This is a genomic window from Pseudomonas sp. GW821-FHT02C04, from assembly GCF_059421845.1.
In genome coordinates this window covers 1,293,475-1,308,439 of the sequence record NZ_JBWKVT010000001.1, presented here as the reverse complement: position 1 = coordinate 1,308,439, position 14,965 = coordinate 1,293,475, and the positions used below count along the sequence as shown (strand labels likewise).

Here is a 14,965-nt window from a genome sequence, read left to right as displayed (position 1 = left end):
TGGTGGCACTTTGGCATAATGCCGCCCCTTTCCCGATCCCCCACGACTTTGCGGTGCCGGGACACATCATTTTTCAGAAGGAATGCACAGTGAGAATGATCTCCCGGATGTTGGTCTCGGGCGTTGCGATTGCCGTCCTCGGCACCCTGGCCGGCTCGCTTTCCGGTTGCGCCACCGAAAGCTCCCGCGCACTGCCGGTGGCCAAGGTGGAAAGCGCCTCTCAAGCCTGGTCCGGTGTCCGTATCCCGATGGCCGTGGGCAAGTTCGACAACCGTTCGAGCTACATGCGCGGGATCTTCTCCGACGGCGTCGACCGTCTCGGCGGTCAGGCCAAGACCATCCTGATCACTCACTTGCAGCAGACCAACCGTTTCTCCGTGCTCGACCGCGACAACATGGGCGAGATCCAGCAGGAAGCGGCGATCAAGGGCCAGGCCCAGCGTCTGAAAGGCGCCGATTACGTGGTGACCGGTGATGTCACTGAGTTCGGCCGCAAAGAGACCGGCGATCACCAACTGTTCGGCATTCTCGGCCGTGGCAAGACCCAGGTCGCCTACGCCAAGGTCAACCTGAACATCGTCAACATCAGCACTTCCGAAGTGGTGTATTCGACCCAGGGCGCCGGCGAATACGCCTTGTCCAACCGCGAAATCATCGGCTTCGGCGGCACCGCTGCCTACGACTCCACCCTCAACGGCAAAGTCCTCGATCTGGCCATGCGCGAGGCGATCAATCGTCTGGTCGATGGCATGAACGCCGGTGCCTGGAAACCGGGCAACTGATAGACGCCCATCGCAAGGAGCAACACACCATGAATCTGTCCCTGTCCCGGTCGCTGATGGCCCTGACACTGACCGCCAGCGCCTTGCTGGCTGGTTGCAGCAGCCCGCAAACCCTGTATCAGTGGGAAGGCTACCAGCCACAAGTCTACGAATACTTCAAAAGCGAAACGCCGAAAGAAGCCCAGGCCGAAGCGCTGGAAGCCGATCTGCAAAAAATCCGCGCCAGTGGCAAGCCGGTACCGCCGGGTTATCACGCACACCTCGGTCTGTTGTACCTGAGCATGGGCAAGGACGATCAGATGGTGCAGCAGCTGCGCACCGAAAAGACCCTGTTCCCCGAGTCCGGCACGTACATGGATTTTCTGCTTAAAAACGCCAAGACCGAGGACGCCAAATGATCTCGCGTGCCTTGAAACTGCTGGCTGCGGGCCTGGCGCTGACCGTTCTGGGCGGCTGCGTTGCACCGAAGGCCGTGGACTATTCGGCTTACAAGCAAGCGCGCCCGAAATCCATTCTGGTGCTGCCGCCGCTGAACACCTCGCCGGACGTCAAGGCGTCCTACAGCCTGTTGTCGCAAGTGACGTTCCCGCTGGCCGAAGCCGGTTACTACGTATTGCCGATCACCCTGGTCGACGAGACGTTCCGCCAGAACGGCCTGACCACGCCGGATGACATTCATCAGGCACCGACCAACAAACTGCATGAAATCTTCGGTGCCGACGCGGCGCTGTACATCACCGTCAGCGAGTACGGTACGCGCTACATGGTGATCAGCAGCGAAACTGCCGTGACCGCCAGCGCCAAACTGGTCGACCTGAAAACCGGCACCACCCTGTGGACCGGTTCGGCCCGGGCGTCGAGTGAAGAGGGCGGCAACAACAGTGGCGGCGGCCTGATCGGCGCACTGATCACCGCAGCGGTGAAACAGATCGTCAACAGCTCCACCGATGCCGGCTTCCCGATTGCCGGTGTGGCCAGCAATCGTCTGCTGTCGGCCGGTCATCCGGCAGGCCTGTTGTACGGGCCACGGTCGCCGAAGTACGGCACTGACTGATCGACCTGTTTCGCACTGATCGTTCCCACGCGGAGCGTGGGAACGATCAGCACGGCGGCCCACTTCGGTGGGCCGCCGTTTTATTTGGCGGGCCAGAACCGCTCGCCACCCCCCGGCGCCTCCGTCCACGCTTGCAACGAGCGGGTCGGCAGGTCGAAGTAATCCCGGGTCCGTGCATAACCATGGCCGCCCATGCGCCCGATCGCATCCAGCCCCAGTTGATCGATGTAAAGGGTTTTCGGATCGATCAACTCGTCGCGTACATGGGCCATCAACACCTCGCCAAAAATGATCTCCCGCGACTGACCGATGTTCAGCGCCATCATCCGCCGACATTCCAGCGCCACCGGTGCTTCGCCGATTCGCGGGCATTTGACCGAAGTCCCGGGGATTGCCGTCAGGCCGGCAGCCGTCAATTCATCGAAACCCGGCGCGAACGGCACGGCGCAGACGTTCATGGCCTCCACCAGCGCATCGTTGACGATGTTGACGGTGAATTCCTGGTTCATCTGGATATTGCGGGTGGTGTCCTTGGGACTCTGGTCGCCGTAGTTCTCGACACCAAGCGCGAGAATGGGCGGGTCCGCCGACAGCGCATTGAAGAAGCTGAACGGCGCCGCATTGACCCGGCCTTCGCCGTCGATGGTGGTGACCAGTGCGATCGGGCGCGGCACCACGCTGCCGATCAGAATCTTGTATTTTTCCCGTGGGCTCAGTTGGCTGAAATCGAAGCTGTGCATGGCAGTGTTCTCTAAAGAAGTGGATCGATGGCGCTCAACGGCGCCTCGGCGCTGTAGTCGTCGGCGAACGGAATGGCCGGCTGGAACAGGGTTTTCCAGTCCGGTCGGCCAAAGGCCCGGTCGCTGTGGCTGCGCATCAGTTTTTCGTATTGGCGTTGGGCCTGGCGTTGCAGGGCGGGGTAGTCGACGCCGTTGACCTGGCCGTCGTGCATCACGCAGCGACCGTCGATGTAACTGGCGATGCAGTCGTCGCCGCACCCGGCCAGCAGCAAATTTTTCAGTGGATCGAACAGCGGGCCCAGATGCAGGCCGCGCAGGCTGAACACGGTGATGTCGGCCTTGGCACCGGGGGCCAGGCGACCGAGATCGTCACGGCCCAACGCTTTGGCGCCGCCGAGGGTGGCGGCGTTGTACAGATCGAGGCTGCTGGTCAGCGCCGGGCCGCCCTCCATCAATCGGGCGATGTTCAAACCGTGGCGCATGTTGGCCAACAAGTCCGCCGGCCAGGTGTCGGTGCCGAGGGCAAAGTTGATGCCTTTGGCGCGGTAGCGGCCAAACGAGTTCAGCGCTTCGCCGTCACGGGCGAACACCAGCGGGCAGTGCACCAGACTCGCGCCGCCGTCGATGACCCGTTGCAGATCGTCATCGCCCGAGGTGTAGATGCCGTGGGGCAACAGGCTGCGCGAGGTGAGCAAATCCAGTTGCTGCAACCAGCCCAGCGGCGAGGTGCCGCGCAACTGCTCGACCATCGCCACTTCACCGGGCGCCTGACAGCAGTGCAGACGCATCGGTGCATTCAGTTCGCGACTCAGGGCGGAGGTGCGTTGCAGCAGCGCCGGGGTGCAGGTCTGGATGCGATCCGGCAGCAGCGCACCGCGAATCAGCCCGGCATGCGCACCATCGAAATCCTTGAAAAACCGTTCGGCTGCGTCCAGTCCGGCCAGACCCCGCGCCTCATCCCAGTGATGGGCGAGGGTGCCGTCGGCGCGCCAGTAACTCATGCCGCTCATGTAGCAGGGGCCGAGGTAGGTGCGCAGCCCCAGTTCGCCCGCCACGTCGGCGACAGCGGCGAACTCGTCGTAGGTCTCCGCCCATTCGCGGTAGTACATTGAGGTGATCGGCATCGCCGTGGTGATGCCGTTGCGGATCAACTGGGTGAAGGCGTAACGGTATTTGAAGACTTCTTCTTCGGGGCTGAACGACTCACGCGGGCCGGCCGCCAGATACTCCGCCGACCACATACGACCCATGCTGCGTTCATCGCCGTTGTCCAGGGTCAGCACGGTGGAATCGAGATCGCCGAGGGCGTCGAGATCGATGAAGCCGGGGCCGATCAGCGCGTTACCGTAGTCGATCCACTGATCCACCGGCCCTTGATAACCGCGCCCCACAAACTCGATGCGCGAGCCGGCAAACACCACTTCGCCGTCGCGCCACAGCATATGCTGCGTGCCGTCGAAACCGACCACGCAACTGGCCTTCAGGCCGATCCGTTTCACAGACGGCTGCCCAGCAAGCGACCGCCGCTGGCGATCAATTCGCCGCCGCGATAGACCTGACGCACCGGCCGCGCGACCACTGCTTCGCCAAGGGTTTCGACCGGCATCAGCAGAAAGTCCGCCGGCCGACCGATGGCGAAACCGTAATCCTTGATCCCCAGTGCGCGCGCACCGTTGACCGTCGCCGCTTCGAACGCCGCCGCCAGTTCATCGTCCTTGCCCAGGTCGAAACGAAACGCCAGCAACATCGCCCGTTCGAGCATGTCGCCATTACCCATCGGCGACCACGCATCGCGAATGCCATCGGAGCCCAGGCACACGTTGACGCCGGTCTCGCGCAGCGCCAGAAACGGCGGCACCGCGCAATCGGCCGGCGCCGAACTCATCAGCGAAATCCCCAGTGCCGCAAGGCGTTCGGCGACCGGTTTGACCTGGCTCCACGGCAACATGCCGAGGCAATAGGCGTGGCTGATCATCACCCGGTTCTGCAGGTTGAAACGTTCGGTGTAATCGGCGATCCGGGCGATCTGCCACAGACCCAGTTCACCCTTGTCGTGCAGGTGAATATCGACGCCACGCTGGAATTCGCGGGCCAGTTTGAACACGAATTCCAGTTGCGCGATCGGGTCGTTGTCGATGCCGCAGGGGTCGAGCCCGCCGACGTTTTCCACGCCCAGTGCCATGGCTTCGCGCATCAGCTCGGCGGTGCCGGGGCGGCTGATCAGGCCGGTTTGCGGGAAGACCACCAGTTGCAGGTCGATCAGGTCGCTGTAGGTTTCGCGCAGTTGTTGCATGGCTTCGACGTGACGCAGGCCGAATTCCGGGTCGATGTCGACGTGGCAACGCATGGTCAGCGAACCCCGGGCGATGCAGTTTTCCAACAACGCGCCGGCGCGTTCGGCAATCGGCGCTTTGACTTCGCGCAGGACGCGGCGCTCGTTGCTGATGTAGTCCTTGAGCGTCGGGCCGGCGCTGTTCGGGCGCCAGGGTTGGCCGTACAGGGTCTTGTCGAGGTGGACGTGGCTTTCCACCAACGGGGCGGTGAGCAGCTGGTTCTGGCCGTCGATGTCGGTGGCGGCCAACGGCGTATTCGAGGCCGGACGGCGTTGGGTGAACTTGCCGTTTTCAATCAGCAGGTCTTCGGCGGGGGCGCCGTAGGGGCGGGTGTTTCTGAGCCAGCGGGGGTGGGACATTTCATACCTCTGTTTCTATGTTGTCTGGGCGGGCCTCATCGCTGGCATGCCAGCGATGGCAGCGCCACCGGTTCAAGTCAGGCAATCAACCCTTAAGCTTCGACCAGATCCGATCCTGCAGCTCCCGCGCCTTGTTGCTGCATTCCTTCTCCGGCCGCAGTCGCGAGGCGTATTCCTCGGGCATGTTGATCGCGTCCATGACCTTCCATTTCGCATCCAGCAACTGATCGCTCTGTATCCCGTTGGCATAGGCAATCGCGTTGGACACGGCCGCCGCGTTCTCCGGTTTCATCATCCAGTCGATAAAGATCTTCGCGTTGCCCGGATGCGGCGCGCTTTTCGGTACGGCGAAGTTGTCCTGGAACATCGCCAGGCCTTCTTTCGGGTACACGTATTTGATCGTGCTCTTCTGCAACGTGGCGCGGGCCGTCGAGCCGTTCCAGTTCTGCATCATGATCACTTCGCCCGAGGCCATCCGGTCGACGGTGTTGTCGGAGCTGTACATCTTCAAAAACGGTTTCTGCTTTTGCAGCAGCTCGAGGATGCGCTTAGCGTCCTGCGGGTTTTCCGTGCATTCGTCGACGTTCAGGTAATGGCTGGCGGCGTTGATCACGCTGCTGGAGGTGTCGAGGGCGGCGAGCTGGCCTTGCAGTTCCTTGCGCGGCTCGAAGAACTCTTTCCACGAATCATCCAGTTTGCCGCCGGGCACCCGGGCACTGTCGTAGGAGAAACCGGTGGTGCCCCACAGATACGGCGCCGAGAACTTGCGGCCCGGGTCGAAGCTCGGGTCGCGGAACGGGCCTTTGACGTACTGGAAGTTGCTCAGGGTTGGCGTGTCGATTTCCAGCAGCAGATCCTGTTTGATCAGCGTCTGCATGATCGACTGCGACGGCACGATTACGTCATACGCCGCGCCGCCGGCCTGCAACTTGGCGAGCAGGGTTTCGTTGCTGTCGTAGCCGTCCATGGTGACCTTGATCCCGGTCTCTTTTTCGAACTTGGCCAGCAGGTCCACCGGGTAGTAATCGGTCCAGTTGTAGAAAAACAGCTCTTTGGGCTCGGCGGCGTGGGCGCCGAACGCGGTGAAACAACTCAGGGCCAGACCGGATACTGCCAGACGCATGTTTTTCAATTTCATGAGAGCGCTCCAGGTTTATTGTTGTTTGCCGCGTTGGCCGAGCCAGAAGGCCAGCACCACGAGCACGATGGAAATCACCAGCATCAGGGTCGAAATCGCGTTGATCTCGGGCGTTACGCCAGCCTTGATCGCCGAGAAGATGTACACCGGCAACGTGGTCGAACCGGGGCCGGCGACGAAGAAGGTCATGATGAAATCGTCGAGGCTGACCACGAACGCCAGCACCGAACCGGACAACACCGCCGGCCACAGCAGCGGCAAGGTCACGCGGCGGAACACCTGCCACGGGTTGGCGTACAGGTCGTTGGCGGCCTCCAGCAGGCTCTTGTCCAGATCGTTGAGCCGTGCACGGATCGGCAGGTAAGCGAACGGAATGCAGAAGCCGATGTGCGCGACGATCACCGTCATCAGCCCGAGCTTGATCCCCAGCGCCATGAACAGCAGCAGGGTGGCCACGGCGGTGACGATCTCCGGCAGGATCAGCGGCAGGTTGATCCCGCCCTCGACCATTTTCTGTCCGTAGAACGGCCGGTAAGTCGCCAGTGCTGCGAGCAGCGCAATTGCCGTGGCGCACACCGTGGCGATGGTCGCGACGATGATCGAGTTCAGCGCGGCAGTCTGGATCGACGGGTTGGCCAGGATCCGCCCGTACCAGGCAAACGAGAACTCGGTCCACACCGTCGCCGAGCGGTTGGCGTTGAAGCTGTAGGCGATCAATACCAGGATCGGCACGTACAGGTAGGCAAGGATCAGCAGGCTGATTTCCCGGGTCGCGGGGAGTTTTTTCAGGTGCAGAGAAATCATGCTTTCGCTCCCCGGTTCAGGGTTTTCGCCGCGCTGCGGCTGTAGAGGGCGTAGAGCACCAGTGACAGCAGCAGAATCCCCAGCAACAGGAACGACAGCGAACTGCCCAGCGGCCAGTTGCGCGCGGTGCCGAATTGCTGCTGGATCAGGTTGCCGATCATCAAAGTCTTGCCGCCGCCGAGGATCGCCGGGGTGATGAAGGCGCCCAGGCTCGGCACGAACACCAGCAACGCACCGGCAATCACGCCGGGCATCGACAGCGGCAGGATGATCCGGCGCAGGGCATGCCAGCGGTTGGCGCCCAGGTCGTAGGCGGCTTCCACCAGACGCCAGTCGAGTTTTTCCAGGGTCGAGTAGATCGGCAGGATCATGAACGGCAGGAAGCTGTAGACCAGGCCGACGCTGACCGCGAAATCGTTGTAGAGCAGGGTGATGCCGCCGGCACTCGGGAACAGCGCGTTGAGGCTCTGGGCAACCCAGCCCTGTTCACGCAGGATGATCAGCCACGCGTAGTTGCGGATCAGCAGGTTGGTCCAGAACGGAATGGTGATGAGCAACACCATCAGGTTTCGTCGGCGCGGGGTCAGGCTCGACATCCACAGCGCCACCGGAAATCCGAACAGGAAGCACAGCACCGTGGTGCCACCGGCCTGGAACACCGAGCGCAGCAGCGCCTGGGCGTAGACCCAGTTCAGCTCCAGTTCGCCGTCGAAACCTTCCTGGAAAAACAGCTGCACGTAACTCTGCAGTTGCCATTGGGCCTGCCAGTCGACGCCGCCGTAGGTGTTGCGTGGCAACAGGCTGATGTAACCCATGATCCCCAGCGGAATGGCGATCAGGGCGAGCAGGGTCAACACCACCGGGCTGAGCAGCAGCGCGCGGTTGAGGGAGGGGGAAGTGCTGCTGACGCTCATCTCAGGCCTCCATCAACAGGCAGGCCTGAGGCGGCAGGTGCACCGCCACGCGCTCACCTACTGCACGACCACGGTTCAGACCTTCGTTGTTTTCCCGCAGCATGACTTTGATGTCGTTGTTCAAACGGCACTGGTACAGGGTCGCGGTGCCGACATACAGCACGGCCTCGATCACCCCGCGCAGATGATGCGGCTGATCCGCTCCGACCAGTTGTGAACGCTCGGGACGAAATGCCAGTTGCACGCTGCTGCCATTGACGCCTTGGGGCGGGCAGGGGATTTCCACCGGCATGCCGTTGGGCACGAAAATGTTTTCGTTGTGCTCGCCGCGCTTGAGCTGGCCGGGGAGGAAGTTGATGTCGCCGATGAACTGGGCGACGAAACGGTGCTGCGGGCGTTCATAGATGTCGGTCGGGGTGCCGATCTGCAGGATTTTGCCGGCGGACATCACCGCAATCCGGTCGGACAGGGTCAGGGCTTCTTCCTGATCGTGGGTGACGAAGATGAAAGTGATCCCGGCTTCCTGCTGCACGCGCTTGAGTTCGACCTGCATTTCCTTGCGCAGCTTCAGGTCCAGCGCCGACAGCGGCTCGTCGAGCAACAGCACTTTCGGTTTCGGCGCCAGGGCCCGGGCCAGAGCCACGCGCTGCTGCTGGCCGCCGGACAGTTCCGCCGGTTTGCGCCCGGCCAGGTGCTCCATCTGCACCAGCGCGAGCATCTCGTCGACCCGTCCGGGAATCGTCTTGCGATCAAGACCCTGCATCTCGAGGCCGAAGGCGATATTCTGCGCGACACTCATGTGCGGAAACAGCGCGTAACTCTGGAACACTGTGTTGACCCGACGCTTGAACGGCGGCAGGTGATTGACCGTTTCGCCCGCCAGACGGATCTCGCCGTCGCTGACGTGTTCGAAACCGGCGATGGTGCGCAGCAAGGTGGTTTTGCCGCAGCCCGAAGGGCCGAGGAGGGTGAAGAACTCGTTGTCGGCGATGTTCACCGACACGTTATCGAGGGCCGGCGCGAGGCCAGGATCGTCAGAGTACCGTTTGGAGACATTACGCACTTCAATTGCTATTGGTTGACCCATAATGGTGCAATCCTCTAATTATTGTATGCAATATTTGAATGCAATTTAGAAATACCCGGATTAATCTGCTTGCGCAACCCCCATTTCCCAGACTGAGTCGTTCGTCGGGCAGCGTTGCCAGCATTGAAGGAGCTTTTGAATGACCGAGAAGAAAACGGAAACCACGGTCGACCGCGTCTACCAAGGGGTTTACGAGGCGATCAGCAAGCGCTCGCTGCGTCCGGGGATGAAACTGGGCGAGGCGTCGCTGGCGGAATTGTTCAATGTCAGCCGCACGTCGGTTCGGGCCGCGCTCAAGCAATTGGAGGCCGACGGACTGGTCACCACCGAGCCCAATAAAGGTGCGTCGGTGTCGCTGCCCAGCGATGAAGAGATCCGTTCGCTGTTCGAAACCCGGCGCCTGATCGAGATCGGCATCGTCACCGAACTGTGCCGACGCAAGGACTCCGCTGCGATGCAAGACCTGCGCGAGCACCTGCTGCTGGAAGACGAGGCCCATGCGGCCGGTGACCACGAGCGGCTGATTCACCTGCTTGGCGAGTTCCACCTCAAACTGGCCCGCAGCCTCAACAACCCGGTGCTGCTCGACTGGTTCCAGAAGCTGATTTCCCGCGCCTCGCTGTATGCCGCCGCGCTGGATGACGACAGCCACGAAGCCTGCCGCGACGACGAGCATCTGCGCCTGATCGAGTACATCGAGGCCGGCAATCAGAGCGCGGCCATCGAGCTGACCTGCATGCACCTGGACGGCATCCAGAAGGCGATTCTCGACGTCGCTGCGAAGCTCAAGACCGGCTACCACCCGCTCAAACACCTGATCGAAGTCTGAGCGCCGGCCGCCAGTGAAATCGGCTATACCTCTATGAAACCATCGCTGCCCGATGCGCTCGAAACAGACGGGTGCCACGTCATCGGGCGTAGCGATCGAGCGAACCAACCACAAGGCGTTGAAGCAGTCGATGCAGTTTTTATCCGATAGCCACGGGTGTGACGGCTGGCAGGGCGAGATGGCCGGACGCATCCGCGCCTTTGACTGGAGCGGGACCGACCTGGGCCCTCTCGAAACCTGGCCGGCCAGCCTGTGCAGCACGGTGCAGCTGATGCTCGCCTCGCCGTTGCCGATGGTCATGCTCTGGGGCCATGCCGGCCACATGATCTACAACGACGCTTACTCGCGATTCGCCGGCGGCCGGCATCCGTACCTTTTGGGCGTGCCGGTGGAACTGGGCTGGCCGGAAGTCGCCGATTTCAACCGGCATGTGGTCGACACCTGTCTGGCCGGCGGCACCCTCGAATATCGCAACAAAGTACTGGTGCTGCTACGCGATGGCGTGCCCGAGGATGTCTGGCTCGACCTTTATTACAGCCCGGTGGCCAATGATGCCGGGGTGCCTTCGGGCGTGATGGCGATGGTGGTGGAAACCACTGAACTGGTGCTGTCCGAACGCCTGCGCCAGGCCGCTGAAGATGCCTATCGCGCCGACAACGAGCGGGTTCGCCTGGCGCTGAATGCCGGGGCATTGCTCGGTTCGTTTGTCTGGGACGTGAGAAACAACGTGCTGTCGGCGGACGAGCGATTCGCCCGCACCTTTTCCTTTCCGCCGGACCAGGACCTGACCAACCTGCCGCAGCACATTGCCGAAGCGCACATTCATCCCGATGACCGCAGTTGGGTGCAGGAATGTGTCGAGAACTCGGTGCGCACCGGCGAACCGTACAACGCTGAATACCGCGTACTGCGCGCCGATGGCAGTCATCTGTGGGTACTGGCCAGCGGCGGATGCGAGTTCGATGAGCAGGGCCAGGCGTTCCGTTTCCCCGGCGTGCTGATCGACATCCACGAACGCAAGACCGCCGAAGAATCCCTGCTCAAGTTCACCCGCAACCTCGAACAGCGCGTCGCCGATGAAGTCGAAGCGCGCCTGAGCGCCGAAGAGCAACTGCGCCAGTCGCAGAAGCTCGAAGCCATCGGCGGCCTTACCGGCGGCGTGGCCCACGATTTCAACAACCTGTTGCAAGTGATCGCCGGCAACCTGCACCTGTTGGCGCGGCACGAACCGAACAATGCCAACGTGCAACGGCGGGTCAGCGCCTCGTTGGCGGCGGTGGAGCGCGGTGCCAAGCTGTCCTCGCAACTGCTGGCGTTTGCCCGGCGCCAGCCGCTGTCGCCGGCGGTGTGTGATCCACGGCAGATCTTCGAGGGCGTCGGCGAATTGCTGCAACGGGCGCTGGGGGAAACCATTCAGATCGACGTCCAGTTGCCCAAAGAACCGTGGCACATCAACGTCGACCGCAACCAGCTGGAAAACGCCATTCTCAATCTGGCGATCAATGCCCGGGACGCCATGAAAGGCGAGGGCACCATCGTGCTCGGCGCCGCCAACACCTCGCTCGACCGGGCGTTCTGCGCCGGCAAGGGCATCGTGCCGGGGGATTTCGTGCGGGTCTCGGTCAGTGACAGCGGCGTGGGCATTGCGCCGCACATGCTGGAGCAGGTCTTCGAACCGTTCTTCACCACCAAGGCCGACGGGCAGGGCACGGGCCTCGGATTGAGCATGGTGTTCGGTTTCGTCAAACAGAGCGGCGGGCATGTCGAGATCGACAGCCAGGTCGGCGAGGGCACGCGGGTGCAGTTGTATTTCCCGCGCAGCCTGCGGCCGCTGATCGATGAGACACCCGGTGTGCGTCGACAGCAGGCGGGCGGCAACGAAACCATTCTGGTGGTCGAAGACAACGAAGCGGTGCGCACCTCGGCGGTCGAACTGTTGCGCGAAGAAGGCTACCGTGTGCTGATCGCCGGTAATGGCGACGCAGCCATGCAGATGTTGATGGAAGGCGCTCGGGTCGACCTGATCTTCACCGACGTGGTCATGCCCGGGCTGATCAAGAGCTCCGATCTGGCGGCGTGGGCCAAGGTGCAAATGCCGCCGGTGGCGGTACTGTTCACCTCCGGCCACACCCGCGACATCATCTCGCGCAATCACCAGCTCAGTCCCGACACCCATTTGCTCGGCAAGCCTTATGGCCCCGAAGCGTTGTTGCAGATGATCCGTTCCGTGCTCAGTGCCTGAGCTTCGAATCCCCTGACCAAGGCTGGCCAATGACCTCCAAGCGCAGCTCCAATTCCGCCGCCGGCATGGTTCGCGTGCGCGGCGCCCGTGAACACAACCTGAAGAACGTTGATGTCGACATCCCCCGGGATGCGCTGGTGGTGTTCACCGGCGTGTCGGGCTCGGGCAAGTCGTCGCTGGCGTTTTCGACGTTGTACGCCGAAGCCCAGCGGCGCTACTTTGAATCGGTAGCGCCTTATGCGCGGCGGCTGATCGATCAGGTCGGTGTGCCGGACGTCGACTCCATCGAGGGCCTGCCACCGGCCGTGGCCCTGCAGCAACAGCGGGGTACGCCGAGTACGCGTTCGTCGGTGGGCAGTGTGACCACGCTGTCGAGCCTGATCCGCATGCTGTACTCGCGCGCCGGGAGTTACCCTCCGGGCCATCCGATGCTGTACGCCGAGGATTTTTCGCCGAATACACCGCAAGGCGCCTGCCCCGATTGTCATGGGCTTGGCCGGGTCTACGAAGTGACTGAAGCGTTGATGGTGCCCGATCCCGAGCTGACCATCCGCCAGCGTGCCGTGGCCTCCTGGCCGCTGGCCTGGCAGGGACAGAACCTGCGCGACATCCTGGTGACCATGGGCATCGACGTCGATATTCCATGGCGCAAGCTGCCGAAAAAACAGCGCGACTGGATTCTCTTCACCGAGGAAACGCCGACCGTTCCCGTGTACGCCGGGCTGACGCCGGAAGAAACCCGCGTCGCCCTCAAGCGCAAAATGGAACCGAGCTATCAGGGCACGTTCACCGGCGCCCGGCGCTACATCCTGCACACCTTCACCCATTCGCAAAGTGCGCTGATGAAGAAGCGCGTGTCGCAATTCATGCTCGGTAGCCTGTGCCCGTTGTGCGATGGCAAGCGCCTCAAGCGCGAGGCGCTGTCGGTGACGTTTGCCGGCCATGACATCGGTGAGTTGTCGCGAATGCCGTTGCTGCAAGTCGCCGAAGTCTTGAAACCGGTGGCGGACGCGAGCTGGCTGGAACACGCCGATGAAACCGGCGAAACCCTCACCCACAACCAGACCCGCGAAGCCCGGCAGCAGCGTGTGGCCCATGGCGCCAGCGGCCACGCCAACGCGCCGGACGTGCGCCATACGCCGAACCTGTCGCTGGAAAAGCGCCTGGCCGCACAGCGCATTGCCGAGGATTTGCTGGAGCGGGTCAGCACCCTGACCGATCTTGGCCTCGGTTATCTGGCGCTGGAACGCAGCACACCGACCCTGTCGTCCGGGGAATTGCAGCGCCTGCGCCTGGCCACCCAATTGGGCTCGCAACTGTTTGGTGTGATCTACGTGCTCGACGAACCTTCCGCCGGCCTGCACCCGGCGGACGGCGAGGCGCTGTTCGAGGCCTTGCAGCGTCTGAAGGCCGACGGCAACAGCGTGTTTGTGGTCGAGCACGACCTGGACACCATGCGCCGCGCCGACTGGCTGATCGACGTCGGCCCGGCAGCGGGCGAAAAGGGCGGACAGATTCTCTACAGCGGTCCGCCTGCCGGGCTGGCGGTCATCGAGCAGTCGCAGACCCGCGCCTACCTGTTCGCCGAACAGCAACGGCCGACCCGCGTCGCGCGCAAACCTTCGGGTTGGCTAAAACTCGACGGCGTCACACGCAACAACCTCAATAACCTCAGCGCCGAATTTCCGTTGGGTTGTTTCACCTCGGTCACTGGCGTCTCCGGTTCCGGCAAATCGAGCCTGGTCAGCCAGGCGCTGCTGGAACTGGTCGGCGCGCAGCTCGGGCGCAGTGTCAGTGACGCCGAGCAGGAAGAACTCAATCTGGAGGACGATACCCCGACTGCCAGCACCGGCCAGGTCAGCGCCGGGCTTGAGTCGATCAAGCGTCTGGTGCAGGTCGACCAGAAACCCATTGGCAGAACACCGCGTTCGAATCTGGCGACCTACACCGGGCTGTTCGACAACGTGCGCAAATTGTTCGCCGCGACCAGCGAAGCGAGTGCGGCGGGATACGACGCCGGGCAGTTTTCCTTCAACGTTGCCAAGGGTCGTTGCCCGACCTGCGAGGGCGAGGGTTTTGTCAGTGTCGAGTTGCTGTTCATGCCCAGTGTCTATGCGCCATGCCCGACCTGCCATGGCGCACGCTACAACCCCGAAACGCTCGCGGTGCAGTGGCAGGGGCTGAGCATCGCGCAGGTGCTGCAATTGACCGTGGACGAGGCGGTGACGGTGTTTGCCGAACAACCGCCGATCCGCCGTTCGCTGGAGGTTTTGCGAGATATTGGCCTCGGTTACCTGCGCCTTGGGCAACCGGCGACGGAGTTGTCCGGCGGCGAAGCTCAGCGGATCAAACTGGCCACTGAACTGCAGCGCAACCAGCGCGGCGCGACGTTGTATGTGTTGGATGAGCCGACCACCGGGCTGCACCCGCGAGACGTCGACCGCTTGCTCGAACAACTGGACACGCTGGTGACGGCGGGGCATACGGTGATTGTGGTCGAGCACGAAATGCGCGTAGTGGCGCAGAGCGACTGGGTGATCGACATCGGCCCGGGTGCGGGAGATCAGGGCGGCAAAATCGTCGTGACCGGCACGCCGCAGAAAGTCGCTGCGAGCAAGAAAAGCCGGACTGCGCCGTTTCTTGCCCGTGCCCTCAGCCGCTAGCCGTAGCGCCTCGAATATCG

The 14,965-nt window shown here is 62.6% G+C and carries 13 protein-coding genes; 6 read left to right on the top strand and 7 right to left on the bottom strand.

Going from position 1 to position 14,965, the window contains the following annotated elements:
* The first annotated feature begins 95 nt into the window (after positions 1–95).
* The 3 genes from AC07VV_RS05930 to AC07VV_RS05920 are packed head-to-tail and all read left to right on the top strand — an operon-like array spanning position 96 to position 1,836.
* Positions 96–782: a CsgG/HfaB family protein gene (locus AC07VV_RS05930; RefSeq protein WP_162130490.1), complete on the top strand. Its 687-nt coding sequence runs from the start codon at positions 96–98 to the stop codon at positions 780–782.
* 29 nt (positions 783–811) lie between these two features.
* Positions 812–1,180 (top strand): DUF4810 domain-containing protein, encoded by a 369-nt coding sequence (locus AC07VV_RS05925; protein WP_495035636.1) that lies wholly within the window; start codon positions 812–814, stop codon positions 1,178–1,180.
* A complete protein-coding gene (locus AC07VV_RS05920) occupies positions 1,177–1,836 on the top strand; it encodes a DUF799 domain-containing protein (protein ID WP_495035635.1) in 660 nt (219 codons plus the stop codon). The genes AC07VV_RS05925 and AC07VV_RS05920 overlap by 4 nt, the downstream gene beginning before the upstream one ends.
* Before the next feature lie 80 nt (positions 1,837–1,916).
* On the opposite strand, the gene AC07VV_RS05915 is transcribed toward AC07VV_RS05920, so the two are convergent.
* From AC07VV_RS05915 to AC07VV_RS05885, 7 genes are all read right to left on the bottom strand, one after another.
* A complete protein-coding gene (locus AC07VV_RS05915; protein ID WP_085730718.1) occupies positions 1,917–2,576 on the bottom strand; it encodes a flavin reductase family protein in 660 nt (219 codons plus the stop codon).
* A gap of 11 nt (positions 2,577–2,587) precedes the next feature.
* Positions 2,588–4,075 carry an amidohydrolase family protein gene (locus AC07VV_RS05910; RefSeq protein ID WP_495035634.1) on the bottom strand — a complete coding sequence of 496 codons (1,488 nt, stop codon included), beginning with the start codon at positions 4,073–4,075 and terminating at the stop codon, positions 2,588–2,590.
* Positions 4,072–5,268 carry an amidohydrolase family protein gene (locus tag AC07VV_RS05905; protein ID WP_495035633.1) on the bottom strand — a complete coding sequence of 399 codons (1,197 nt, stop codon included), beginning with the start codon at positions 5,266–5,268 and terminating at the stop codon, positions 4,072–4,074. Before AC07VV_RS05905 ends, AC07VV_RS05910 begins: the two co-directional genes overlap by 4 nt.
* 85 nt (positions 5,269–5,353) lie before the next feature.
* Positions 5,354–6,406, bottom strand: coding sequence for an extracellular solute-binding protein (locus AC07VV_RS05900; RefSeq protein WP_096819986.1), 1,053 nt, complete (start codon positions 6,404–6,406; stop codon positions 5,354–5,356).
* A 15-nt stretch (positions 6,407–6,421) separates the two neighbouring features.
* Positions 6,422–7,210 carry an ABC transporter permease gene (locus AC07VV_RS05895; RefSeq protein WP_064597101.1) on the bottom strand — a complete coding sequence of 263 codons (789 nt, stop codon included), beginning with the start codon at positions 7,208–7,210 and terminating at the stop codon, positions 6,422–6,424.
* On the bottom strand, positions 7,207–8,124 hold the full coding sequence (locus tag AC07VV_RS05890) for an ABC transporter permease (protein ID WP_007959454.1): 918 nt from the start codon (positions 8,122–8,124) through the stop codon (positions 7,207–7,209). The genes AC07VV_RS05895 and AC07VV_RS05890 overlap by 4 nt, the downstream gene beginning before the upstream one ends.
* A 1-nt stretch (position 8,125) precedes the next feature.
* Positions 8,126–9,211: an ABC transporter ATP-binding protein gene (locus AC07VV_RS05885; protein ID WP_495035632.1), complete on the bottom strand. Its 1,086-nt coding sequence runs from the start codon at positions 9,209–9,211 to the stop codon at positions 8,126–8,128.
* A 139-nt stretch (positions 9,212–9,350) separates the two neighbouring features.
* Here AC07VV_RS05885 and AC07VV_RS05880 point away from each other — a divergent pair, with 139 nt between their 5' ends.
* The 3 genes from AC07VV_RS05880 to AC07VV_RS05870 all read left to right on the top strand — a co-directional run bounded on the left by AC07VV_RS05880 (position 9,351) and on the right by AC07VV_RS05870 (position 14,945).
* The gene (locus AC07VV_RS05880; protein ID WP_085710119.1) at positions 9,351–10,040 is read left to right on the top strand and encodes a GntR family transcriptional regulator; all 690 of its coding nucleotides are present in this window, start codon (positions 9,351–9,353) and stop codon (positions 10,038–10,040) included.
* 130 nt (positions 10,041–10,170) lie between these two features.
* Positions 10,171–12,282, top strand: coding sequence for a hybrid sensor histidine kinase/response regulator (locus tag AC07VV_RS05875; RefSeq protein ID WP_495035631.1), 2,112 nt, complete (start codon positions 10,171–10,173; stop codon positions 12,280–12,282).
* A gap of 29 nt (positions 12,283–12,311) precedes the next feature.
* Complete coding sequence (locus tag AC07VV_RS05870; protein ID WP_495035630.1) at positions 12,312–14,945, top strand: excinuclease ABC subunit UvrA; 2,634 nt, start codon at positions 12,312–12,314, stop codon at positions 14,943–14,945.
* Positions 14,946–14,965 lie beyond the last annotated feature (20 nt).

Excerpts from the sequence above, each read along its gene's own strand:
- AC07VV_RS05930 (WP_162130490.1), top strand. The coding sequence starts at position 96 with ATGATCTCCCGGATGTTGGTCTCGGGCGTTGCGATTGCCGTCCTCGGC.
- AC07VV_RS05925 (WP_495035636.1), top strand. The coding sequence starts at position 812 with ATGAATCTGTCCCTGTCCCGGTCGCTGATGGCCCTGACACTGACCGCC.
- AC07VV_RS05920 (WP_495035635.1), top strand. The coding sequence starts at position 1,177 with ATGATCTCGCGTGCCTTGAAACTGCTGGCTGCGGGCCTGGCGCTGACC.
- AC07VV_RS05915 (WP_085730718.1), bottom strand. The coding sequence starts at position 2,576 with ATGCACAGCTTCGATTTCAGCCAACTGAGCCCACGGGAAAAATACAAG.
- AC07VV_RS05905 (WP_495035633.1), bottom strand. The coding sequence starts at position 5,268 with ATGTCCCACCCCCGCTGGCTCAGAAACACCCGCCCCTACGGCGCCCCC.
- AC07VV_RS05900 (WP_096819986.1), bottom strand. The coding sequence starts at position 6,406 with ATGAAATTGAAAAACATGCGTCTGGCAGTATCCGGTCTGGCCCTGAGT.
- AC07VV_RS05895 (WP_064597101.1), bottom strand. The coding sequence starts at position 7,210 with ATGATTTCTCTGCACCTGAAAAAACTCCCCGCGACCCGGGAAATCAGC.
- AC07VV_RS05890 (WP_007959454.1), bottom strand. The coding sequence starts at position 8,124 with ATGAGCGTCAGCAGCACTTCCCCCTCCCTCAACCGCGCGCTGCTGCTC.
- AC07VV_RS05885 (WP_495035632.1), bottom strand. The coding sequence starts at position 9,211 with ATGGGTCAACCAATAGCAATTGAAGTGCGTAATGTCTCCAAACGGTAC.
- AC07VV_RS05880 (WP_085710119.1), top strand. The coding sequence starts at position 9,351 with ATGACCGAGAAGAAAACGGAAACCACGGTCGACCGCGTCTACCAAGGG.
- AC07VV_RS05875 (WP_495035631.1), top strand. The coding sequence starts at position 10,171 with ATGCAGTTTTTATCCGATAGCCACGGGTGTGACGGCTGGCAGGGCGAG.
- AC07VV_RS05870 (WP_495035630.1), top strand. The coding sequence starts at position 12,312 with ATGACCTCCAAGCGCAGCTCCAATTCCGCCGCCGGCATGGTTCGCGTG.